This is a genomic window from Marinobacter sp. (genome assembly GCF_048259445.1).
Taxonomy (GTDB): Bacteria; Pseudomonadota; Gammaproteobacteria; order Pseudomonadales; family Oleiphilaceae; genus Marinobacter.
In genome coordinates this window covers 137,117-160,695 of record NZ_JBLXHQ010000008.1, presented here as the reverse complement: position 1 = coordinate 160,695, position 23,579 = coordinate 137,117, and the positions used below count along the sequence as shown (strand labels likewise).

Below are 23,579 nucleotides of genomic sequence, written 5' to 3'. Positions count from 1 at the left end.
GCTTCCAGTTAACAGCGTTCTCGGCAGGAATAATCAGCATGGGCGGTCACAATTCATCATAATCTGTCCCTGAAAAACTGTTTTCTATCATATCAGTGTCTTATTTTCGCGCTTAAATGATATTCAGCGTGAATGTCATGTCGACCATCCGCCAATTGCCGTTATTTCTGTCTCGGCCAATAGTGAGCAGGAATAACAAGAAAAACCAGAGAGCTGGAACAAGGATACTGCAGATGACCGTACTCGTATTGGATAACCCGGAGCTGATTGCCAAAGCCGCCGTAGCATACGGCTTTAACCCAGCCACTTTTCTAACTGAAAACAGGGCGACTGAAGACAAGCCCCCACATCGGGTCAGATTTCACTACGGTTTCAACAAGCACGCACTGGACGCCTCAGACACAGCGATTATCCTGCAACATGCAACTTATTTGCGGCAGCACCCCACCCTCAGTGTCCGGATTCATGGTCACTCTGATAATTTTGGTGCCGAGGACTATAACCGTTTTTTATCCAGGCTTCGGACCAATGCCGTCACCAAGCTTCTGATTAAGGAGGGGGTTGCGGAATCCCGTATTCTGGTTGCCAGCTGGGGTTCGGCCCGCCCACTGGCCACGCCGGATGATCGCGCCGCTAATCGCCGGGTAGAGCTGGAATACCTGACCCACGATATGGCGAAAGCACTCTAGAAAGGAAATCTGTCCGGGGCCAGAGTATCTGGCCCCGGAGGTTTAGCTGAGACAATCAGCCGTAAACCTGCCACACATTCCACAACAGCAGAATCGCCGCAACCAGAATCGCCAGCCAGGTCAGCACAATGCCAATCGCCCGAGCTTTATGCTCCTCTCCGTGGCCATTAATCATGCCCCAGGCGTGAAGTATCCGGCCGACCACCAGGGCCATTCCTGTCCAGTAAACAGCTCCGCTTGCCACCCCGTTCAGCTCCGCAATACCCAGCATGATCAAGCCCAGCGGAGCATATTCTACGAGGTTGCCATGAGCGCGGACGGCGGCTTCAAAATCACGATCGCCGTTGGTACCCATGCCTTGTTTAAATTTCAGACGGAATTTCACAACCTGGGCAGAAAGCACCAGTAATAAAATACCGAGTACGGCAGCAAACACACCGGTAACAGGTACGATCATTTTCAGCTCTTCCTGATCTGGCTGACGATCGCCAGCAGTAACACAGCACCGACGGTGGCGGTGACCAGCTCACCAATAGCGCCCTGAGCAGCCAGTCCCAGCAGGCGGAAAACAAAGCCGCCGATAAACGAACCGACGATGCCAATACCAATATTGGCCAGTACACCAAAACCACGGCCTTTCATGATCAGGCCAGCGAGCCAGCCGGCAACACCGCCGATAATCAGAAACAGAATCAGGTTCATCGTTTTTCTCTCCTTGCAGGATGTCCTTTGAGAGACTCTTTATACAGAGTAATCAGGCCTTGCGCATCTCAGAGATCTGCGATCGCCTCCGCCATCTCTTTATGACAGCGCGCGATCAGGGCAGGAACATCCTCAGTGGTAAGCCCTGTTGTTTCCACCGGGGGCAGAATCCGCATAGGTACCGGCTCACGCCTGCCAAACCAACCCAGGGTTTTGTTTCGATACTCGGCAGCGCACACCATAACAATCGGCGCTCCGGCCGTCACCGCCGCGTAAAAAGCACCTTTTTTAAACTTCTGCAGCCCCCGACCTTTGCTTCGGGTGCCTTCCACAAAAACCCACAGGCTTTTATTCTCGCGGGTGATCGCCTCGCTGGTGGCTTGCATGACTGCAACGGCTTTGCGGGAGCGGGCGCGGTTCAATATCACATTACCGCCCAGCCAGAATGCCCAGCCAAAAAACGGGATCCAGACCAATGATGATTTGCCCACGGTTACGGTGCGGGGCGCCACCAGATCACCTACAACAAAAAGGTCATCGTTGTATTGGTGATTGCAAATAGCCACCACAGGGCGATCCTGAGGCATGTTCGCCACACCTTCCACGGGCCGCTCCATACCGAGTATTGCGCGGCCGGTCCTGGCTATTGCTATCGCCAGTAGCCGATTATTATCCGGGTTGAACGGCCTGAGAATAAAGAATGGCAGGGCAAGTATACAAAGCACGGGAACACTCATCCAGGCCAGAAAATTTCTGATAAAGCCCATACGAAAAACTCTGAAACGGGGTTTTGGCGCACAAGTGTACGCCAAGTTCACAGGCCTGCAACAGTGTGTATTTTTCCTGAGGAGCTTTGACTGAGAGCGCCAGAGGTGCGAATACCTTCGGCACGGGCCTCCACCACAAAACGCAACGGCCCACCTGCATCCATGGTGTCAAACGGGTAGCAGGTAACCAGCAAAAGGGTGCCTTCAGGCAACTTGTGGGTATCGATAAACTCCGAACGACTGTCCACGACCCTTGTTTCCTGTACCCGATAACCCTGCCAGCGCCCGTCAACATTTTGCAACTGCAGTTCATTGCCGGGTTCCAGGTACTGCAAGGGCCGGAAATGAGTATCCCTGTGACCCGCAATGATGACCGTACCCTGCTGACCTTCCATGCCCATCATCTGACCCGGCCCGAATGCCAGGCTCTCCCCGTGGACACCCGCCAGTACGATCATTGAATCCCCTAACCCCGGCATGGACAATTTCGCCACAGGCCAGGTGTCTGCCCATGGCCAGGGCCGGGATTCGGTTTGCCGGGCCTGACTCTCCGCCCAGGCAAGCTCTAACAGCTCCTGAGCGACCACGGCTTTCAGAGGAATCCACAGGCCGAAGACCAACAAAGTGGCAGAGCTTGTTATCAGCAACAGCAGCAGGCGGCTCATGGGTAGGCCCGCCTGCGCAGCAGTGCAATAGCAGCAGAGAACATCAGTCCAAGCAGCCCCAGGGCAACAAGCAAGGGCGCAACCGTTGCCGTTTGCGGGTAACGAGCCATACCTGGCTGACTTCCAGCGGGCAGCAAGGTTGGCAGATTGTCTTTTAACAAGACGCTCTCGGGATCGCGGGCGGGCGTTACATCCACCGCCACAAAACTGGTGTAAGGCGACATAAGACTATGCTCAACCGCCAGACGGGTGATTCTCTCTTTGTCCGGCTCCAGCCCCTCTACCCTTGCTTTATCAAGAAGACTGTCGATTTTCTCCCGGGCCCAGTAACGGTTCAGGCCTGAGCCTGAAGCAGCCTGCTGCAAATCCAGGCTTCTCTGCCAGGCTGCACCGCCCGGCAAACGGCCAGACACACTCAACTCACCAACTGGCGGGACTCCTCGCACCACCTGTAGCAGTGGCTCTCCTTGAAAAAGATCGCCGGGGCGGCGCGGAAAACTGTCTTCCATAGCCAACGCTGGCTGACCCGGCCAACGTACGTCGATATCTGTGAGCACCAGCGCTTCCATGGCCGCAAACAACCGGACCAGAGGGCCGCTGATATCTGCAGGGTCCTGCACCGCGGTATAACTGCCTCGCCCCCAACGCGCAGCTTCACGCATAAAATGCCGGTTAGGCGCAGAGCCTATAGCCACCGTAAACAGCCTTTGATCACCCAACTGACGACGGATCTGGCTGAACAGCGCAGACTCATTGCCAACCGCACCATCGGTCATGAACACCACCTGGCGCACTCGTGATGGTTCTTCCGATGCCTCATCTCCTGACAACTCACCCGCGTTCTTGCGCTGGCTTTGCAGAGCCATGGTCAGTGCCGGAGCCATCTCCGTACCTCCATCTGCCTTTAACCGACTAACATACTGGCGTGCACGGGCCAGATTGTTCCCCGTTGCCTCCTCCGGTTGCATAAACAGAGCGTGCGGCTGGGAGTTGAACTGAATCACATTGAACAGGTCACCCGGTGCCAGTGTCTCCAGCCCCAGTTGCAAAGCCTCCCTTGCCTGCTGAATCGACTCCCCCGCCATGGAACCGGAGGTATCAATCACAAACGTCAGCTCACGCGGCAATCGGGTTTTTCCGGCCCGCCCGGGCACCACCATCGCCAGCAGATAGTCTTCCCCTTCCCACTGTTGATGAAAAACAGCGGCGCCCGGTTCCTGGCCCGCAAGTGGCTGCCAGCGCAACACAAAATCCCGGTTCATCACAATCTCTCCAGCCTGAGGCTGAACCATCATCACCTGCCCGTCCTGCCGGGAAACCAGCTCATGGCTGGGACTGGACACCCGCGCCAGAGGGAGACCCGCATCAATAGTAAACCGAACCGACGCCCGGTGGCTGTCCGCAGCGACATCGGCCACATCCACCGTAAACGGACTGATGGCATCCGCATCGGGCACCTCCGTGGTAGGCACCGCCCAGCCGCCCTGCCATTGCTGCGGCGTTACTGCCAAAGGTGCACCCGGCATATAGCGAGGGGTTAGCGTCGTGGGCACACTCAACTCAAAAACCCCATCCCGATAATTCACCAGTTGCTGATAACTCAACTCCACACTCACCGTCGCCCCCGGCGGAATATTTGCCACCCGTGTGGTAAACAGATTCGGGCGCTGCTGCTCAACCGTCGCCGCATGACGCCCGGAATCCCGAGCTTTCTCATAGGTTTTCTTTGCTTCCTCACGGGGCTGAACCTCACCCACAATCGTGCGCTCCCCCACCTTCATGGTCAGCCCGTAAACACTGGCCTTCTCCGGCAGCGGAAACACAAACACCCCCTCGCGCCACTGGTCACTGGTGTTCCGGAACGTTCGCACCAGCGTACTATCTGCGATCAGCCCACTAACGCGAACATCAAAATCGCTTCCGAGCACCAAAGCGGGCTCCTGCCACTGGCCCTTACCGTCAACAAAATGCAGCACACCTGCGGAATCCTCATTGCCAGTGTTGGCTTCGGCATAGATAGGCTGAACAAACAGCACCAGCAACATTGCCATCCACAAACTAACCCCCTCCATAAAACGCCGAACACGATGCGAGCGCTTTGCACTGAGCCCTCCAGTAAGGTCGAGGCCTCCTCCAAAACCGTGCGGAGCCATGGGAGAAGAGCGCAAAGCTCTTCTCGGGCTGGCCAGGGATGGCCTGCCCAGGACTCTCGCTGCGACGCAGGAGCATGAAGCAGCGAGAGGCGGAGCCGAGCGTACAGGGAAGTATTCACAGCGTGTTTTGGAGGAGGCCTCGACCTTACTGGGGGGCGGACTCAGACAAAAAGGGAAAGCACTGTGTTTAGACGATAGGGAAGAAAACATCATGGCAAGATCCTTTAGCGACACGATTCAATAAGACCTCGCCATTTCAGCAATCTGAAAAGGAACTCCCATGGCAGAATCCGACATTCCGCGAACAAAAAGTGATGAATTATGACAACACCGCAAGCTAACCTTGTTCTCAGGGCCTGCCGTGTTTAAATAGAGCCCAACACCCACGGATAACAGCCAAAACCATGAAAAAACACCTTGTCCTGATAGAGGACGAACCCGCCATCCGCGACAACTACCGCGCCGCCTTCGAACGCCGCGGCTATCGAGTGTCCACCTACGGAGACCGATCCTCCGCCTGGCAGGTGCTGCGCCAGGCCCTGCCCGACCTCGCCATCATCGACGTCGGCCTTGGCGATGAACCCGAAGGCGGCTTCACTCTGTGTCAGGATCTGCGCTCACTATCCGCAACACTGCCTGTCATCTTCCTTACGGCCCGCGACAGCGATATCGATTCCGTGCACGGCCTGCGCCTCGGTGCAGACGACTACGTCACCAAAGACATGAGCATGGAACATTTGCTGGCACGGGTGACCGCCCTGCTGCGCCGGGCCGACGCCTGGGCTGAAGCCCTGCAGAAACCGGATGAAGTGGTAAACCGTGGCCGCCTCAGCCTCAACGTAGACCGCATGACCGTAGCCTGGGATCAGGCCGCAATAGACCTCACCGTTACAGAGTTCTGGATGCTGCACTCACTGGCACAGCACCCCGGCCACGTGCGCAGCCGCGACCAACTGATGGAGGCAGCGAACACCCACCTGGACGACAACACCGTGACCTCACACATCAAGCGCATCCGGAGCAAATTCCTGCAGCTCGACAGCGCCTTCGATAGCATCCAGACCGCCTACGGAATGGGCTATCGCTGGAATGCCCGTGAGCTCTGATTCGTGACCCTCAAACGTCAGCTCTTTGTTGCCAGCCTGTTGATGCTCCTGATCCCCTGGGCCGGCCTGCAATTTGTACTGGAGCTGGATCAGGCGCTGCGACAGCAGGCCCTCCAGCAGTTGCAGGATCAGGCTGAACGACTGGCACAAGCTGCAGGAGACCTGAGCATCGGACTCCCCGTTGTTACAGCCCTGACGCCTGCCATATATGTGGAAAACCTGAGCAGCCCCCTCAATCTCGACGGCTACAGCGACGACTGGCCAGGATACGACGAAGGGGATCAGTTCCAACCCTGGCAGTCTGCTGAATCACCGGATCAACCAGCAGAAAACACAGGCCAGCCCAGCATGCGCTGGCAAGCGGCTACCGACCAGCGCCAACTGTACCTTTTGATACGTATCAGTAATCGCCAGCCCGTATTCTTCAATCCCGGCGCGCCCGAACAACCCCATGACCGGCTCCTGCTCCGGCTGGAGCCAGCGGGCGGCGAGCTGGACCCGGATACCCGGCCTACCTCCTGGCTAATCCGCACCCCCGCACCCGGAAAGGTTTACGCCACCATTTATAACGCTGATTACGCCAAGTCAGTAAACGCTCTAAAGCCGGACTATCGGGTCAATGGTTACTGGCACAGTGTGGGAAGTGGCTGGCAGCTTGAACTCGAGCTGCCCAAGCCGCCGCAGGGCAGCCGGCTGGGCTTTACCGCCCGATGGCAGGACAATTCAGATTCGGCGCAAACAGCCACGTCTGCAGATGGAATATCGGTTCTGGTCGAACGCAAGCCTGAACTGGAGCGACAGTTGATCACGGGTATGAGCGGGGGACAAATCGCCAGGTTAATCGAGCCGGCCGGTTGGGTGGTCGCACAGCAGTCAACGCCTTCGAGGGAGGCACGGCCAGAGTTCGAAGCACTCAGCCCTTTTCAGATAATTGAACATATCAGCCTCAATGCTCTCCGGGCGCTGGTGCAGTTTTATCAACCCAGACCAGCCCCCCTGGCCACCAATACCAAACGGCTCGACATGAACACTCTGCCAGGCGAGGGTCTTGTGCGCCATGAAGATGGCAGCGTCTGGCTGATGACCACCCGGCCCGTATTTGGCGGCCGGGCTCTGGTGCTTGAACAGTCTCTGGATCAACTGCTGACTCTGTCGGGCTCCACCCTGGGCTCGGTCATTGCCCGCAGCACCCTGATTATTGTAAGCCTGACTCTGGTATTGCTGGGTTATGCCAGCTGGCTGTCCTGGCGCATCGCCCGTTTACAGCGTGCGGTCAGCAACAGCATTGATCAGGACGGCCGGATTATCGGCACTCTTCCGGCCTCAAAGGCCCGGGATGAACTGGGGCAGCTGCAGAACTATTTCGCCCAGATGTCCGACCGGCTGCACGGCTACAACCGCTATCTGGAAAGCTTTTCGCGGCGCCTGTCGCATGAACTCAGAACTCCGGTGGCTGTGGTGCGCTCATCACTGGAAAATCTCTCCCATAGCGAAACCGAAGAAGAACGCTCGCAATACATCGAGCGCGCGGCTGCGGCCACGGAGCGTTTGCGGAAAATTCTCAACGGCATGAGCGAGGCAGCCCGGCTGGAGCAGAGTTTCGACAACGCAGACAAGGAGGCGTTCGACCTGGCGCACGTGATCAGCGAGGCGACCAAGGCTTACCAGATTCTGGATCCGCACCATCAATTCAACTACACCGGGCCGGAATCGGGCATCAACCTGACCGGCTCACCGGAGTTGATGGTACAACTGCTGGATAAGCTGGTGGACAATGCCCGGGATTTCACGCCGCCTAATGGCCGGATCATCACTGGTCTGGAGCAAACCGAGAGCCGGGTTTGTCTGTCTGTGTTCAACGAAGGCTCAACTTTGCCAGTGAACCCTGACACCAGTATTTTCAGTCCCTTCGTATCAGTAAGAGAAGGCCGGGAGGAGGGGCATTTAGGCCAGGGGTTGTTGATTGTCCAGCTGATCGCTGATTTTCACAGCGGGCGCGTAGAAGCTGCCAATGAGGTCCAAAGCAGCATTGACGGTGTCTGTTTCCGGGTTATCATTCCGTCCACCCATTTATAACAACAGGCCCCCTCACCGTGAGCGAGCTACTTGAGTCTCTTGAGATTCACCCTCTCAGGGACGATCTCTACAACGAGCTGCATTCCCGGCCTTATCAGGTTCTTCCCAGTTCTGCCCGAGTCACCCATATTGCGGTGCTGACCACACCGGCACAGCGCCAGCAGCAGTTTAAACACCTGCAGGCTCTGTCTGAGCAGTTGGGCTATGCGGCCCCCGAGCAGGAAACCGGTTGTTTTGAGCAAACGTTCGGAACACTGAGGGTGCGCAGGGAAATGCACCTGGAGTTTGCCTCTTACACCTTCATCAACCTGGCCGCGAACGATTCGGAACCTTTTGCCGAAACCGGGATCACCCCACTGCCGCAAGACTGGCTGAAGCAACTGCCCGGCACAGTCATTGCCGCCTTCCATCTGGACATACTCCCCGCAGAGTCAGGCGCCGATGGTGACCCCGACGATGTTCGCAAATACTTTGAGGGATTACGGCTGGTTGGCAGCAGCCCCCAGGAAGGCGCCGCAAAGGTGTGGGGCACCTTCAGGCTGCATACAGACGGCTTCGGGCGCTTTATGGTGGTGAACCACAAGATGTCAGACAGTCAGCTGGGCCGACTGACCCAGCGTCTTATGGAGATTGAAACCTATCGACTGATGTCGCTTCTGGCGCTGCCTGTTGCCCGTGAGATCACGCCATCGCTCAATGATATGGATCAGAAGCTCGCTGTCATTACCCAGGCACTGGCAGACAATCATGATGTGGATGAACAGAAACTGCTGACGCAGCTAACCAACATAGCCGCCCGTATAGAGGCTTTCAGGGCGAACGCCACCTTCCGGTTCTCCGCCACTCGTGCGTACCACCGCCTGGTACTGACGCGACTGGAAGAACTCAGGGAAGATGAGCTTTCCGGGCACCTTACTCTTACAGAATTCATGACCCGCCGGCTGACTCCCGCAGTAAAAACCTGCGAAGCCGTCAGCGAGCGCCTGGAAGATCTTTCGAAACGGGTAGACCGCGCTTCTGACATGATGCGCACCCGGGTAGAGCTGGCGATTCAGAGCCAGAACCAGCAATTACTCAGCTCCATGGACAGGCGCTCGAAAATCCAGCTGATGATGCAGCATACCGTTGAAGGCTTCTCGGTTGTGGCCATCACCTACTACCTGATTGGCCTGCTGAAGCTGATCCTGGACTCAGTTTACGAAGCCGGAATTATCTTCAATAAAACCCTGACTCTGGGCATTGCCATTCCTGCCACACTGGCGCTGGTGTATCTGGGCATACGGTTCGTACATCACCACTTCATGCGCCTGGCAAAACGACAATAGACGCAGGCTTCAACCAGTGTTCTCATTTCCGGAATACTGCCGGTAGAACTGTTGCGCCGTGCGCCCGTTTCGCACACCCTTGGAAGTTGCAAAGCGGATAGCTTCACGGTGCAGGTTTTCCCGGTCGGAAGCCTCTGGAAACAGTGCATCCACTGCCTGCAGGTAAACGTCCTGGGAAAAAGCGTAGAAAGACAACTGCAGACCAAAACGGTCAGCCAGAGAAACCTGTTCTTCTATTGCTTCGCCAGGATGCAGTTCTCCGTTCTCGACCTTGCTCGAGAGGTTGTCGGACATGAATTCCGGCATCAGATGGCGGCGGTTGGATGTCGCATAAACGCGAACGTTTTCCGGCGGCAGTTCCAGAGAGCCTTCAAGCACACTCTTGAGCGCCTTGTAACTGGACTCCCCCACATCGAAGGACAGGTCATCACAGAAGATGATGAAGCGAAAAGGCAGATCGCAGATATCATCAACAATTTCAGGTAGATTCACCAGATCATCCTTGTCCACCTCGATGATTCGCAAGCCCTGCTCTTTGTAGCGGTTCAGCAATGCCTTGATCAGTGATGACTTCCCCGTCCCTCTCGCACCCCAGAGCAAAGCGTTGTTCGAAGGCTCCCCGACAAGAAAGCGTTCGGTGTTGCGAGCAAGTGCCTGCTGCTGACGCTCGATGCCGGTCAGAGAGCCCCACTGAACCGGGTCAAGCCTCCTTACTGCACGCAGGCCTGCACGATGGCGACGCCACAAAGCCGCGGGAGTTGATGACCAGTCAAAAGGTTGGTTTCCAGACATTAGCTCTTTTCCCAAACAGCATTTAAAGATCTGCTTCCAGGCTTATTCCCGGAGCACAGGAAGTTAGTATATCTGCAAGAGCGGCGGGCGAGCTATCGGGCAAGTAGAAGGCATAAAGACAAGCAAAAAAAACGGTGCGAAGACAAAGTCTCCACACCGTTTCGGGGGTCATGTCACTTCGATCAGAACTGGAATTTGAGACCAACCTGAGCAGTATCAAAATCCGGGCCGGAGTTGTTCAGCTGACCATTGAAATCGTTCTCGTCAATATCGACGTTATAGCGGTTGTACTCAAGGAACGTAGTCAGGTGTTCCGTGATGCGGAAGTCGACACCCGCACCAACAACGGGGCTCACCTCGTCATAGGTTTCGTCTTCATCAAAAGCATCCACATCAAGCGCGGCCGCAAAGGCACCGGCTTTGGCATACACACCGAAGCTCTCAGTTACCGGCAAACGACCAATCGCCACGAGCGCTCCGCCCTTGAGCTTACCTTCTACATCATCTTTACCGAAGTTGCCGAAGTCGACATAGTTCGCTTCCAGAGCGAAGAATTCGTTGAACTGGTAACCGAGGCCTGCTCCGTACAGATCATTCGAATCATCGAAATCCCCGCCATGTGACTTGTAACCGCCGTAACTGCCTTTGATGTACGGGCCAGATGAATCACGATCGGCTGAGCTCTGGGCGAGCGCCACAGGAGCTGCGAAAACGCTGGCGGACAATATGGTAGCTAGTGCAATACGGGAGTTAGAGTTCATAATGCTTCTTCCTCGCTGGTTTGAGTTCCATTCGTTGGTGCGTTTCCAGGGTCACGAAAAGTTTTATCGTTGCCCTCGAAATGCATGCCACTACCCTAGTAGTTCTGTTCCGGCGTTTGGGTTACATCCGGACTAAAATCTATTCATGCTCTCTTAATTTTCTTTTTGAAAAAATAAATTATTAATATTAATCAGTAATTTAAAAGACAACACAAAAACAGCGGAGTAAAAACCAGAAATATTACCGGGCTTGCAGCAGCGAGAATTACGGGGTTATAAGCGGGGCTGACAGGTTATTCGGCGGGCGAATTATCCGTGGAACGTGAAGGCGCATCTTCGGATTTGTCACTTTGGGGGCTACCAGTGCCGGCAGATTGCCGCATCAGAGTCATACCTCCCTGAAGCAACAGGTTTTTCAGCCTCGGGTCGCCTTGTTCCACAACACCGGCGGCAAAGGCCATCAAGGCTGCCTCAAGCGGATTACGCTGAATCAACAAGCGCAGAGTATCGACGGGTGAACCGGCTCCTGAATCAGACGATTTACTCTCATTATCGCGCAGCTTTCTGGCGGGGCGGGTCATACGATAAAAAAACAGGGCCAACAGACACAGGCATGCAAGCCCGGTGATGGCCATGGCGCCTGGCTTGCCCACAAGGGGAGCCAGGGCCAGGGTCGCTGCGTTCACCAGCAAATAAAAGCCAGTGATCAGCAACGCCGTAAGAAGCACCAAAGCCAGCACCACCCCGGTGAGGGCCGCAACTGCCTTACGAAGGGTGCTCTGGATAGTTGCAGAATCAGGCAGCATCAGCGATCAAGCATTTTGCCAACAATGACACCCGCCAGGAACATGAGGATGATACTCAGAAACGGCCTCTCCTCAATTTTATGCTCCACACTCTCAACGGACTTCGAGCCAGCCTCTGTAGCGCGGCTCAGAGCCTCATCGCCTCGCTTACGAAGCTGATCCAGCACAGCCCGGGTTTCACGGCTGATTTCACTTTTCAGGTCATTAGCGTTGGACTTCTGGCCATCAGCAACCGCTTTGGTCAGCGACGCCATGTCCTCACGCAGAAGCTGAAGATCCTCTTTCACGCGGGCGTACTCATCTTGTGCTGTTTGCTTTTCCATGAGCTGTCTCCTGATTGATTTCTGACTTCATTCGACAACGGCCTGAGATGGGCCCATGAAGGAACCCATAAAGCCATTCACAAATTACTCTAGCACAAGGCCTGATATGCGTTACAAGTTACAGACCTTCCAGACGCACCCAATGAAACCCGTAAAATCGTATTAAAGTGCAAAGCAGGACTGTTCAGGCTCGTCGTCACGCACACGCAAAAAGCTTGCGAAACGTGGCAAGCCGGTTGCCGTCAGGCCGTAATATTTGAAGGTGATGCAGGTCCCAGGTGCGGGTGGGTGTGCACGTAGTGCATCGCTGAAGCCGGTTCCGATGCGAAAGCGACGACCGCTCGATAACTCCACCATCATCGCCCCCATAACCCCTTGCAGACGCCCCTTGCCGGCCAGGTGCTCAATCACCATGGCCTCGGCGTCTTCAAACGTTTTCACTTTGAGCAGATCATCGGAGCGACCGGCTTTGTAACGACTATCGCGCCGTTTGAGCATCAACCCCTCGCCACCCTCCGCGACCATTTTATCCAGGCGGGCCATAAGCGCTGCGTGAGAAGAAGCAGGTTTTTGTTCAACCAGTGTCAGGTACGGAGTGTCCGCTTTTTCTACCACAGCCCGCAGTTTAGCGTAACGGTCGTGGAACGGACCGGGGCCCGGGAAATCGAAAGCGTGAAACCGGATACCGCGCCACTCACTGTCCTCAGGCAACTGCTTGCGTACCACCCCGGAGAGCTCTGCAAAACGCTGGCGCCCCATCCACAACTCGCCATCAAGGGGAATGTCGGGGAAGCCTGCGACAAACCATGCCGGTGCCTGATAAATGTTTCCATTGCGCGATAAAAACCTGCGGCCATCCCAGTATGCTCTTACACCGTCGAGCTTCTCGCTGACCCAGTACTCCTCCAGTGCAACCCCCTTCTGATACGTATTGGCAAGGGGAACTGGCGGCGGGCTGGCATAGCCCGCCCGAACCGAAGTCAGCAACATCAGCAATACAGCAGGCAACCACAGCCTGAACGTACATCGTATTTGACACATCAGCATTCCCTGCTCCGTTCCTCTGCGTCAGGTTCGCCAACGAACCCATTACTTCGCCTTGAAACCCGGCGTTACTCAATACAAGCTGCGAGGTATCCGGTATCCCGACAACAACTGCTGGGTGAACGGATTGGCATTGCTCGCAGCGTGCAGGCGATATCGCATTTCGCCGTCGTCCACCTGAAAGCGAACATCAACAGCGTTGCTGCTGACGCCGGTTATGTCGGCCTTGTCCAGCAGCCGGAAAAGCGCCCAGGGACCATTCTGAGAGATGCTGCGCGGTGAGCGGTTCACTTGCACCGGCACCAGGGTAATCCGGCTTTCCACCGTGTCCCTGAGGGTGTTGGGCCATACCAGCGGGATACTTTGGCGCGGGCCATGGCTGAATTCCACCAGCTGACCATCAAGGTTCACAACACTACGGCGCTTGTTGGAAGACAGGTTCTGGGGCTCCAGAGCGAACTCCACATCCAGCGTGCCGCCGCGCGTAAAGTAAGCACTGCGGATTTTCTCAGCGTGCCCCAGAGATGCCAGCACATCCCGACGAACCAGCCCGGCCCGACGGGCATCACCCACCTGTTCAGGATGGTCTTCCAGAAAAAGCTTAAGGTTCTCTTTGTAGAAGGTATCCAGCACACCATCTGGTGCGAAGAACTGCTCAAAATCCTGCAAGGCGACATCGCGACCGGCATTGGTGTTGAATGGATAATGCCGTGCCAGATTCTGCTGAAAAGGCTGATAAACCTCCTGGTACCACTCTCTTTCCAGTTGCGCCACGGCTTGATCCAGCAACACCCGCCAGCTTTCAGTAGCCAGCCGATTCAGCAGCCGGTTAAGGGGTTCAGGCTGATGCCCAGCCATTCGCTGCAGAGTGAAAATCGGATCACTACCTTGCAGGCTCATTCTCGCCCGAGCCGCATTAAGGGCGGCCTTGCCCTTGTCTGGTGACTCCTGGATTGTGCGTAAATATTCATGCAGATCGTTCAGCACCAGCATGACCTGCTCAAGTCCGCTGGGCTGATCCCCTTGCTTATGGCTGAGCTGGTTCAGATCCGTAAATTGGCGCTCAATGTTCTGTAGCATCCGAAAATGGGCTGATTGCTCGAGTAGCTCCCGCGCCTCGGCGCTATCTCCATCTGCGGCGGGTATCAACTGTGTATTCTCGCGTACCTGCCCGAGTAGCTGCACCAGAGGTTCATGACCGCTGGTAAGACTTTCCAATACACGAACCCCGTGATTCAGGTCGTCAAACTGTTGGATATCCACCCGGCTCAGAGCGCCACGCCAGGCGTTGACGTAATGCTCTGCGTAAAGATTCTGCAGACTGCTCTGCAGCTCTGCTTGATCGGCTTTGCTGAAATTCACATTATCCCGGCGCCCCAGCACCCAGGCGTCTATCAGAGCCAACTCAGTAACTGCGCTGGATTTGCGCAGGAACCAGGTTTCCAGGCCGCTCCGGGTCAGCAGCGCAGAGATCCGTAAAGGATCCGACTCAGTCTCTAGCGACGGCCCTGACCGTTCAGCCGGCCGCTTTTCAACCGGTTCGCCATATTCATCCACGCGCACGAAAACGTTGCTGAACGCGGGTCCGGAAGCACGGGCCAAATCAGTTGGCTGACTGAATTCGCGATCCGCCTCAACCTCCAGACTCCGGTAGACACGTTCAGGTGTCGATATCCGTCCCAGCTCGTGTTGCGACCACTGCACGCTGCTTTTGAAAGGTGCAAGAGCCATATCCGCGTTTAAATCACCGTTGCGAGCCTGCTTTCCCAGGTCGGTGTAGTCCATGGCGTAATCAAGATGCGCCAGGAGTCGCTGTTGGGTATCGCTGCGGCCCGGGAAGGCACGCTGCCAGTATTCCCTCATATAGATGGCTACAATATCCTTACGCCGGCCGCTGGCATCATAGAGCATGCGCAGCACACGCAGATGTTCAAGGCGCTCCGGGCTGCCGTCCGGTGCCCGGCTCATTTCTCCCATAACACCGAACATCAGTGCCGGCAGATACTGGTAGGCCAGCATGTCCAGGTAGGAGGACTCCACTTCAGGCCCTACTCTATCGCCCTGATACAAGCCCATATCACGCACTGGCAGCCACAGGTTGCGATAATCCCCGAATGCCAGAGTTGCCTGACGCAACTGGTCCAGTGGTTCAAGCAGGTTGCGGCCAGTGTCGTCCGGCTCGTAACCCACAGGTTGCCAGTTATCGATGAAATGTCTGACTCTTGTTTCAACCGAGGCTGCCGCTTCAGCGTTCTTGATAAAATAGTGCTGCCAGCCCGCAGTGGTTCCCGCACCAGCACATATGGCAACAACGGCGGCAACCGCCACCCTGCGCCGGCGACTTCTTACAACCCGCTGGTTATCCCCGGCAAGCCCGGCTTCCGGGTAGATAATCCCCGGGAAAAGCGACTGGGTAAACAGACTCGCAGACTGGCCCGAACGCTGAGCCGGCTGAATCGGGCCGGATACCTCATAGTGACTGGCAGCCGCGGAGACAAACGCATCTTCAGGCACACCCTCCTGCACAACAGAGGTGAAGTAGGTACCCCGAACCAGTGCAGGCGTTGAGAAAACATCAGCTGACAAAAGGCTGCTCAGAAAGCCTTCCAGCGCGGGCTTCATGCCAGCCAACTGCCGGGTGAACGAGTAGGCAGCGGCTCTGTCTTCAGAGTCCCGGGTGCTGGCCAGTACATCAGGCAAACGATCGTTCAGGCGCGCGACCATCTCGCTGAAGCGATCGGAGAATTCAGTCAACCAGTCATCATTATCCAACTGATCTTTCAGCTGGAAGGTAAACCCGAGAGCCTGCTCTTTCTCCTGCTTGCTGAGGCTTCGAACAAAGGGCCCGAAGCCATAGAGCAGGTCCATCTTGGTGAAGGAGACATACACCGGCAGGCGTGAGCCTATCTGATCCATCAACTCTTTCAGGCGCGTACGCAGCAAGATGGCATGAGTCTCCCGTTCTTGCTCACTGGCGGTACTCAGTTGCGACAGGTCAATCGCCAGTATCACTCCGTTAAGCGGGCGCTGAGGGCGGTTACGCTCAATCCACTGGATAAAATGCGTCCAAAGCCGTTGCTGTATTTCACTGGCAGCGCTCTGGTTCTGGCTGAGGCTTTGATTCTGGCTGAGGCTCTGATTCTGGCTCAGTAGCTCGCCGTCGGGATCAATCAGTACGCCGTTGTCGCCGATCCACCAGCCGAACCCGATTGGATTAGAGTCCACACGATTATTGCGGGTTACGTTGGTCAGTGTGTACGTCTGTCCAGAGCGCTGGATAAGGCTGGTTTTCCCCGCACCCTCCAGGCCCATTAGCAGGTACCAGGGCAAACGGTAAACACCCCGGCGACCAGGCAGGTTGTTCTTCAAAGCCGCAAGTTGACGGTCCAGTAACCGCTGTTGCCTGCGCTCCATGGGCAGTATTGGGTCTTCCTGCTCTTGCTGTTCTTCGGCTTTGGCTGCATTAACCTTGCCCAAGCGGCGCGCCAGCATCGTGCCCCAGATCATGGCGACCAGTAATACAACGCACAGGGTAATCAACGCCCGAATCTGCCAGGCCGCCAGCGGGAAATCGCCATTAATCTCCCACTTTGGCCCAAGCCACCAGGTGGCCACCAGCAAAGCTATCAGGCCCAGCGCCAGGGTAACCGGTGCCGCGTTTCGGATGTATGGCAGAAGCCAGCGACCGATAAGTAAAGCTTTTCTCCACATGGTATCCATTCCTGCTGTGTATCCGTGTTCAATAGCCAGCGATCCGGCTGACCGATTCGTTAATCCGATTTCAGGATAATTGCTCAAGTTGTTTCAACAGCGCTGGCTCCCAGTCGTCAATCACCAGGCCACCTAACTGCTGCTGCAGATCCCTGATCTGCCGGGAAGCCAGGCTGGTCAGACCGGCGTCTTTCATTAGTCGCGCTGAGGCCAGACGCCAGTAGAATTGCTCCCGTGGTTCCCGGGCATCTACCAGACCGTCTTCAAGCAACTGCATCGCTGGCGCCAGGCCTTTCTCGACGACAAGCTCCCGCGCCGCGTCATAGGCCTGTTCCCAGGGGCTGGCGCTGACACCGGACTGCCCCGGTGTGGCAGCCGACCAAAGCCATTCCTGAGTTTCAGGGGATAAAAACGGGGTGCCATCATTAAACGTCAGCTCTTGCAACTGCGGCAGCCTTGCCACAAACTCATCAACAGCTGCGCGAATGGCATCAGCACAATTGTCACAGCCTAAAGCGGAGGCAACACCTGCACTGAGGCGGTGACCTTCAAGCCAGAACGGGCTAACCGAAAGGCTTTGTTCTATACGCTGCCAAAGCGTCTGATCTGGCGATTTTTCCAGGCCCTCGCGATATTCCGCAATCCGATCCGCGCTCACTGCCGCCAGGTCCGAGCGCTTGCCATCCCGGGCTGGTGGTACCGATGTAATGCTGTACCAGATCGCATATCGCCGAACCTGATAGCCCAGTGGGCGCTCAGGCTGGGTTCCCGTCAGCATATCTGCCACCCTCAACAGGCTCTGACGAGTGGCTCGCTCATCGCCCGGGTCCAATGTCAGGGCACCGAGCGCCGGGTTGGCCGGTGTTGTCGCAGGCGAGGTGCCAGTGTTGGTCCGACCGCCAGCAGAGGAACTGGAAGAGGGTACATCCAGGCCCTGCTCTGAGTTCTTGTCTGGCATATTTCCAGAGCCAGCGACCGCGTCCTGAGCCTGAGGTAGCTGTTCAAATGAGCGCCTGAGATCCGACAAGGCGTCTCCGGGCAACTCCCGCTGTTGCGCCTGGCCCTGGATCTTTGTTAGCACTTCCAGCGAAAAACTGCGGCCATCCCCCACACTGGCATCGAAGGATATTCCCGCCACACCTTTGGTTGCGCGCTGAAGCATCTGGGTGAACAACATTCTCCGTGCCCGTTTACCTTTATCACCGGGGTACGGCCAGGCGTCTTCCCACCAAGTTTCCAGCACGCGCTGGAGCAGATAGAGGGATAGCGCAAAACGCTCTCCGTCGCCGCCTCGCTGTAGTGCTATCAGCAGAAAACCAAGCACTTTCAGATCCTTGCTGCGGGCCGACAGAATTTTCAGGGACTCGCTTTCAACCTTGCTCCAATCAATGTCGGCGTGAGCAAGAGAGCCAATCTTCATTATTTCGGTTTCAAGGAATTCGAGGTCAGCGTCCTCTCCCAGCGTCGGGCCTGCCACAAACTCGCTATCCAGAGGGGTTACAACCTGCTCAACGTAGGGGTGCTGCTCGATAACCTGCATGTCTTTCTATCCTCGCGTCCTTGCGTCTTTGTTTTCGCGTCCCGGCTACCAGCCGCAGTTCTCGCGAATCGGGCGAACAGCCTTCTCGAAACCCGTCAGGTCGAACAACAAACCGTCTATACGACTGTTCTCGGAGAAAACGCGAATATCGGTTTCCACCCCTATCGCCTTGACGGCTCGGATAGCGGGCAAACCGCGCCCTATACTGAGTACGTAGCCACTATCCCGAACTCTCCAGGCACTTTTGCCCACAGCTTCTGAAGATCCAAGCCCAATATTTACCCGTTCAGCATCCAGTGGTTCCGGCAACATAAAGGTAAGCTCGGTGATATTTTTGTGGCACTGCAGAACAAGTAAAGGCCGCGGCGGCTGTGCACCCAGTGCCGGAACTGTGACCACGTGGCCAGCGGCCTGCCCAGTATTACGGTAACGGACACCAGCGACGGCAGTCTCTACCTCAGCGCTTGCATAAGCCTCACGCCAGCGCGTAGAGCGCTTTATATTGCGAAAACCATCACTAGGCCTGCCATCTGCTTCGGGCGCGGTGAGAGGAGTACCAAAGACCTCGTCAAAACATGCCAGCCGCTCCAGACGCTGAGTTTCGCCAGTGCATCTGCGGGCCTCTTCCAATATTCCAGCCTGCGCCTGCGCGCTCATGCCCGCCAGAATCAGAACGCCCACAGAGGACGCCCTCGCGCATGAGTACGTCAGAGCTTTCAAGTACTTCATGCTTCAGCCACCTGATACTTCAGACACTTGTGTGCGAGAGTGCGCTTCGGCAGGCCAAGGCTTTCAGCGGCCTGAGCGCGGTTACCACCGTACTGGCGCAAGCGATCCTGAATAACTGCAGCTTCAAAGGCCTGGGAGGCAGCTTTTAGATCGCGGATCTCGTACGAACCGGGCATCGCCGGGGCGTCTGGTCCGTGTAGGGCACATGTGTAGTTGTGAGTGCTGAAAGGCTCAGCAAAAAGGTCTGTGAGCCTGAGCACTTCTGGCTGAATGTCGTCGCCGGCCGGCGTCTGCAAACAGGCCAGCTCAATAATGTTGCGAAGCTCCCGGGCATTGCCTGGAAAGTCATAGGCCGAGAGTGTCTGCAAGGCTGGGCTGCTGATACCCAAAGGCCCTGTGTTTTCGCGCTCGGTATACAGGCGGATAAAGTGGCGGGAAAGAGCTTCAAGGTCATCCAGACGTTCGCGCAGTGGCATTATCTGGAGCGGAAACTGGCTCAGGCGATAAAACAGGTCCCGACGAAAACTGCCGCCTTCAATGCCCTGGCGCAATGGCTGATGAGTTGCAGAAACCAGCCGGAAATCGGAACGCTGTTCCTTTTGTGCCCCAAGGGGCCGAAACTCGCGACTTTCCAGTACCCGCAGGAGCTTGGATTGCAGCGCCATGGGCATGTCGCCAATTTCGTCCAAAAAGAGCGTGCCACCATTAGCCTGAGCCAGAAGCCCCTCTTTGGCCCGGTCGGCGCCGGAAAATGCGCCTTTGGTATGACCAAATAGCTCGCTCTCCAGCAAGCTCTCCGGTATGGCGGCACAGTTGACCACGACCATGGGACCCTTAGCCCGATCGGACAATTCGTGAACACCTCTGGCGACCACATCCTTGCCGCAGCCAGTTTCGCCCTGAATCAGCACCGACAGCTGGCTGGAGGCAGCCCGAACTACCTGAGCACGCAGCCTGCTCATGGCTTCTGAAGAACCTACGAGTGTACGGGCCAGGTTTTCACAGCGTTGGCGGACGGCTTCTGCATCGTTCAGGTTGTCCAGTGAATGTTTGAGCAGGCGTCGCTGCCATACCTGATCACGGCTTTGTAGTTGCACAACCCATTGATGAGCTAGCAGTTGCAGGAGGCCGCGATAAAGAGGTTGGGCGGTTATGCCGTTCCAGCCGGGCTCGTCCCGGCAAAGTATGAGTATGCCGAGAGTGCGGCCGTCATCGCCCTTGAGAGGTTCAAGCCACAAGGATTTGGGGCGGTCGCTGGCTTCGAGCAGGCTTTGGAAGCCGGGATGATCGAGGCGGTAGCTGGCAGCGCGGGTAAGCTCGCGGGCTTGACCGGTTTGCAGCAGGTGAGCGAAGGGGTGGCTGAAATCTCCACAATCGAATTCGCCGGGCTCTGTCAGGTCACCGCAGTGCAGTGTGCGGCCGCTGAGGTCGAGTTCGAGTGCCCAGCAGCGGTTTAGGCCGAAGGTGTTTTCGAACTGTTTTGTGGCGGTTTTCAGCAAGTCTGGCAGCGTTGTCTGGCGGGTCAATGCGACTGCCAGTTCAATGCCGGTGTGCAGTTCCATCTGCATTCTTCCCATGCTATTCATCCCAGAACAATGACTAAGAAGATCGTCGCCCACGCATCCTGCGGGGTGGCTTTCCAAAACACGCTGTGAATACATCCTTGTACGCTCCGCTCCGCCATCCATGGCTCCGCAGGGTTTTGGAAAGCCACCCCGCAGGCTGCGCTAGGTCTCAGTTACCCTCAGATCACAACGCCTGCAAATCTGTTCTCTGAAATCCGAAGAGTTACCTGTGTTACCGGCTCTTTCGCCGCCAGCTTCTCCAGCAACGCCAGCGATACCGGCGGCAGCAACTCGCCTTCGATGATCGATTCCAGCATACGCGCACCGTTTTCGCTTCTGGTTGCACGACTGCGAATAGCTTCTACCAGGCCGTCTTCCATAACGACCTTTGTGTGATAACGATCGCTGATTTGCTGCGCCAGGCGCTCCAGTTTGTCGCCGACGATGCGGTTAAGGGTGTCTTCACTCAGCGGCAGGTAAGGCACAACTTCCATCCGGGCCAGCAGGGCTGGCTTGAAGAAGTCGGCCAGCTCCGGATACAGGGCTTCTTCGATCTTCTCCGGTTGTTCGGTATGGCTAACGATGGTCTGGTGGCCGAGGTTGGAGGTGAGGAAGAAGACGATGTTTTTACAGTCGATCACGCGGCCTTCACCGTCTGCCAGTTCGCCTTTGTCGAAGGCCTGGTAAAACAGGTTGAGGACTTCCGGGTGGGCTTTTTCCACTTCGTCCAGCAGTACCACGGAATAGGGTTTCTGGCGGATGGCTTCAGTGAGGATGCCGCCCTCGCCATAGCCGACGTAGCCCGGAGGTGAACCGATCAGGCGGGAGACTGTGTGCTTTTCCTGATACTCGGACATGTTGATGGTGGTGAGGAACTGGCGACCGCCGTAGAGCAGTTCTGCGAGCTGCACCACAGTTTCGGTTTTGCCGACGCCACTGGGGCCGACCAACAGAAAGGCGCCCATGGGGCGGCCCGGCCGACGAAGGTCTGCTCGGGCAGTGAGCAGATGCTGGTGCAGGCAGTCGATGGCGGTATTCTGACCCTTGATGTGGGCCTGCAGGTACGCCGGCAGGTGGGTGATTTTTTCCAGTTCGTCACTGGTCATGCTGTTGACAGGGATGCCCGTCCAGTCGGCAATAACTTCGGCAATCTGGCGGGCATCTACCCGGGCATGCACGAGTGGCTCGTCAGCCTGTAATTCAGCAAGTTCCTGTTCGATTGCAGCGGCTTCACTTTGCAGGCCCGGTTGTTCCTCCAGGCCCCGCTCTTCTGGCGAGCTATCGCCTTCCGCAACCGCTTCCGGAGCCTTTACCGGGTTCAACAGTTGTTCCCGGATCTCGACCAGGCGGGCGACCAGTTCACGCTGGACATTCCAGTTCTGCTCAAGCTCAGCTGCCTGTTCATTCAGTTCAGCGATGCGCTGCTCCAATCCGCTTTCCCGGTCAGCATCGACGTGCTGGCCAAGGGTGTGCTCGCGGCTGAGGAGTTCCTGTTCCATAGAGAGCTGGTGCAGTTCGCTGCGTGCATGGCTGAGCCGTCGCGGCGGCGTGCTCAGGTTGAGGCTTACGCGAGCACACGCGGTATCCAGCACATCGATGGCCTTATCCGGTAGCTGCCGGCCGGCCAGGTAACGGGCGGACATTTCGGAGGCGGCTTGCAGGGCGCTGTCAGCGATGAGAACCTGATGGGCTGTCTCATACACTGTGCGCAGTCCACGAAGAATGTGCACGGCCTGTGCCGGACTGGGTTCATCCAGAGCCACCGGCTGGAAGCGCCGACTGAGAGCCGGGTCCTTCTCGAAGTACTTTTTATACTCGCGCCAGGTTGTGGCGGCGATGGTACGCAGTTCACCTCGGGCCAGCGCCGGTTTGAGCAGGTTGGCAGCATCGGAGCCGCCTTCGCTGTTGCCCGCGCCGATCAGGGTGTGGGCTTCGTCGATGAACAAAATGATGGGTGTAGCTGAGGCTTTCACCGCTTCTATAACGCCTTTCAGGCGTTTCTCGAACTCGCCTTTTACCGAAGCTCCGGCCTGCAATGCGCCCATATCGAGAGTCCAGAGCTCTACCTTTTGCAGGCGCTCCGGCACTTCGCCGCTAACAATACGCCGGGCCAGGCCTTCCACAATGGCGCTTTTGCCTACGCCGGCATCCCCTACCACGATGGGATTGTTCTTGCGCCGGCGACAGAGAATATCAATCATCTGATCGATTTCGGGGTCGCGACACACCACCGGGTCGAGCTTTCCTGAACGGGCCAGAGCGGTAAAGTCGGTAGCGTAGCGCTTGAGCGGACCCATATCCGCTTCCGCCAGGGGCGCATCGGTTTTGCCTTCTGCCATTTCCGGGCGCTCAACGGAGCCTGCAGTCATGGTGTCGAACTGGCGGCGCAGCTGTTCACGGTTTATGTCCCGTAGTTGCTGGCTCACCTGGGGCATGAGGTAGCGGTCGGCGTTCAACAGCAAGGCCAGAAAGATGGCACCAGAGCGCATGTCCCGGTGATCCAGCTCAGTGGATGCCAGCAGCCAGGCATCCTGCAGCAGATCGATCAGCAGGGGAGAAAAAGATGGATAAGGCTCCGCGGTTTGCAGTTCACCGTTCAGGCTTTCAGCAACAACAGGCTGAAACTCCAGATGATCAATTCCGGCCTTATTCAGAATCTGGCGCACGTCGGAAAACGGCGTTTCCAGCAGTTTGAACAGCAGGTGGGCCGGAGTAATTTCCGCTCCCTGGCGGCTGATACAGAGAGCCGCAGAGGCTTCCAGCCCGTTGCGGCAAATGTCGTTAAGGCGCGCAATCAGCGCCGGCAGTTCTACCCGAATCACAGT

19 protein-coding genes are annotated in these 23,579 nt (G+C 56.7%); 4 read left to right on the top strand and 15 right to left on the bottom strand.

Annotated features, from left to right (window positions below):
* The first annotated feature begins 233 nt into the window (after positions 1-233).
* Complete coding sequence (locus ACN0RL_RS08245) at positions 234-689, top strand: OmpA family protein (RefSeq protein ID WP_417515571.1); 456 nt, start codon at positions 234-236, stop codon at positions 687-689.
* Positions 690-744: 55 nt separating this feature from the next.
* On the opposite strand, the gene ACN0RL_RS08240 is transcribed toward ACN0RL_RS08245, so the two are convergent.
* The 5 genes from ACN0RL_RS08240 to ACN0RL_RS08220 all read right to left on the bottom strand — a co-directional run bounded on the left by ACN0RL_RS08240 (position 745) and on the right by ACN0RL_RS08220 (position 4,874).
* Positions 745-1,146, bottom strand: coding sequence for an MAPEG family protein (locus ACN0RL_RS08240; RefSeq protein WP_417515569.1), 402 nt, complete (start codon positions 1,144-1,146; stop codon positions 745-747).
* A 2-nt stretch (positions 1,147-1,148) separates the two neighbouring features.
* Positions 1,149-1,391 carry a GlsB/YeaQ/YmgE family stress response membrane protein gene (locus ACN0RL_RS08235; RefSeq protein ID WP_417515567.1) on the bottom strand — a complete coding sequence of 81 codons (243 nt, stop codon included), beginning with the start codon at positions 1,389-1,391 and terminating at the stop codon, positions 1,149-1,151.
* Positions 1,392-1,459: 68 nt separating this feature from the next.
* On the bottom strand, positions 1,460-2,158 hold the full coding sequence (locus ACN0RL_RS08230) for a lysophospholipid acyltransferase family protein (RefSeq protein ID WP_417515565.1): 699 nt from the start codon (positions 2,156-2,158) through the stop codon (positions 1,460-1,462).
* Positions 2,159-2,205: 47 nt separating this feature from the next.
* Positions 2,206-2,823: a class GN sortase gene (locus ACN0RL_RS08225; protein ID WP_417515563.1), complete on the bottom strand. Its 618-nt coding sequence runs from the start codon at positions 2,821-2,823 to the stop codon at positions 2,206-2,208.
* The gene (locus ACN0RL_RS08220) at positions 2,820-4,874 is read right to left on the bottom strand and encodes a marine proteobacterial sortase target protein (RefSeq protein WP_417515561.1); all 2,055 of its coding nucleotides are present in this window, start codon (positions 4,872-4,874) and stop codon (positions 2,820-2,822) included. The genes ACN0RL_RS08225 and ACN0RL_RS08220 overlap by 4 nt, the downstream gene beginning before the upstream one ends.
* Before the next feature lie 506 nt (positions 4,875-5,380).
* Here ACN0RL_RS08220 and pdsR point away from each other — a divergent pair.
* From pdsR to ACN0RL_RS08205, 3 genes are read left to right on the top strand one after another with little or no spacing between them, the layout of a single operon-like run.
* Positions 5,381-6,082 carry a proteobacterial dedicated sortase system response regulator gene (gene pdsR, locus ACN0RL_RS08215; RefSeq protein WP_417515559.1) on the top strand — a complete coding sequence of 234 codons (702 nt, stop codon included), beginning with the start codon at positions 5,381-5,383 and terminating at the stop codon, positions 6,080-6,082.
* 3 nt (positions 6,083-6,085) lie between these two features.
* Positions 6,086-8,158, top strand: coding sequence for a histidine kinase dimerization/phospho-acceptor domain-containing protein (locus ACN0RL_RS08210; RefSeq protein WP_417515557.1), 2,073 nt, complete (start codon positions 6,086-6,088; stop codon positions 8,156-8,158).
* Positions 8,159-8,175: 17 nt separating this feature from the next.
* Complete coding sequence (locus tag ACN0RL_RS08205) at positions 8,176-9,483, top strand: DUF3422 family protein (RefSeq protein WP_417515555.1); 1,308 nt, start codon at positions 8,176-8,178, stop codon at positions 9,481-9,483.
* Positions 9,484-9,492: 9 nt separating this feature from the next.
* Here the strand turns inward: ACN0RL_RS08205 and ACN0RL_RS08200 are convergent, their stop codons facing one another.
* The 10 genes from ACN0RL_RS08200 to tssH form a co-directional block, all read right to left on the bottom strand.
* Positions 9,493-10,275, bottom strand: coding sequence for an ATP-binding protein (locus ACN0RL_RS08200; RefSeq protein WP_417515553.1), 783 nt, complete (start codon positions 10,273-10,275; stop codon positions 9,493-9,495).
* 182 nt (positions 10,276-10,457) lie between these two features.
* Entirely contained in the window at positions 10,458-11,036 is a 579-nt protein-coding gene (locus ACN0RL_RS08195) for a porin family protein (protein ID WP_417515549.1), read from the bottom strand.
* Positions 11,037-11,329: 293 nt separating this feature from the next.
* On the bottom strand, positions 11,330-11,842 hold the full coding sequence (locus ACN0RL_RS08190) for a hypothetical protein (protein WP_417515547.1): 513 nt from the start codon (positions 11,840-11,842) through the stop codon (positions 11,330-11,332).
* Complete coding sequence (locus ACN0RL_RS08185) at positions 11,842-12,165, bottom strand: DUF883 family protein (protein ID WP_417515545.1); 324 nt, start codon at positions 12,163-12,165, stop codon at positions 11,842-11,844. Before ACN0RL_RS08185 ends, ACN0RL_RS08190 begins: the two co-directional genes overlap by 1 nt.
* 162 nt (positions 12,166-12,327) lie before the next feature.
* Positions 12,328-13,212: a DNA ligase gene (locus tag ACN0RL_RS08180; protein WP_417515543.1), complete on the bottom strand. Its 885-nt coding sequence runs from the start codon at positions 13,210-13,212 to the stop codon at positions 12,328-12,330.
* A 69-nt stretch (positions 13,213-13,281) separates the two neighbouring features.
* The gene (gene tssM / locus ACN0RL_RS08175) at positions 13,282-16,929 is read right to left on the bottom strand and encodes a type VI secretion system membrane subunit TssM (protein WP_417515541.1); all 3,648 of its coding nucleotides are present in this window, start codon (positions 16,927-16,929) and stop codon (positions 13,282-13,284) included.
* A 61-nt stretch (positions 16,930-16,990) separates the two neighbouring features.
* Positions 16,991-18,460, bottom strand: a complete 1,470-nt coding sequence (gene tssA / locus ACN0RL_RS08170) for a type VI secretion system protein TssA (protein WP_417515539.1) — start codon at positions 18,458-18,460, stop codon at positions 16,991-16,993.
* 45 nt (positions 18,461-18,505) lie between these two features.
* Positions 18,506-19,189, bottom strand: coding sequence for a type VI secretion system-associated protein VasI (gene vasI, locus ACN0RL_RS08165; RefSeq protein WP_417515537.1), 684 nt, complete (start codon positions 19,187-19,189; stop codon positions 18,506-18,508).
* Positions 19,186-20,757 (bottom strand): sigma 54-interacting transcriptional regulator, encoded by a 1,572-nt coding sequence (locus ACN0RL_RS08160; RefSeq protein ID WP_417515585.1) that lies wholly within the window; start codon positions 20,755-20,757, stop codon positions 19,186-19,188. Before ACN0RL_RS08160 ends, vasI begins: the two co-directional genes overlap by 4 nt.
* A 176-nt stretch (positions 20,758-20,933) precedes the next feature.
* Positions 20,934-23,576, bottom strand: a complete 2,643-nt coding sequence (gene tssH / locus ACN0RL_RS08155) for a type VI secretion system ATPase TssH (RefSeq protein ID WP_417515535.1) — start codon at positions 23,574-23,576, stop codon at positions 20,934-20,936.
* Positions 23,577-23,579 lie beyond the last annotated feature (3 nt).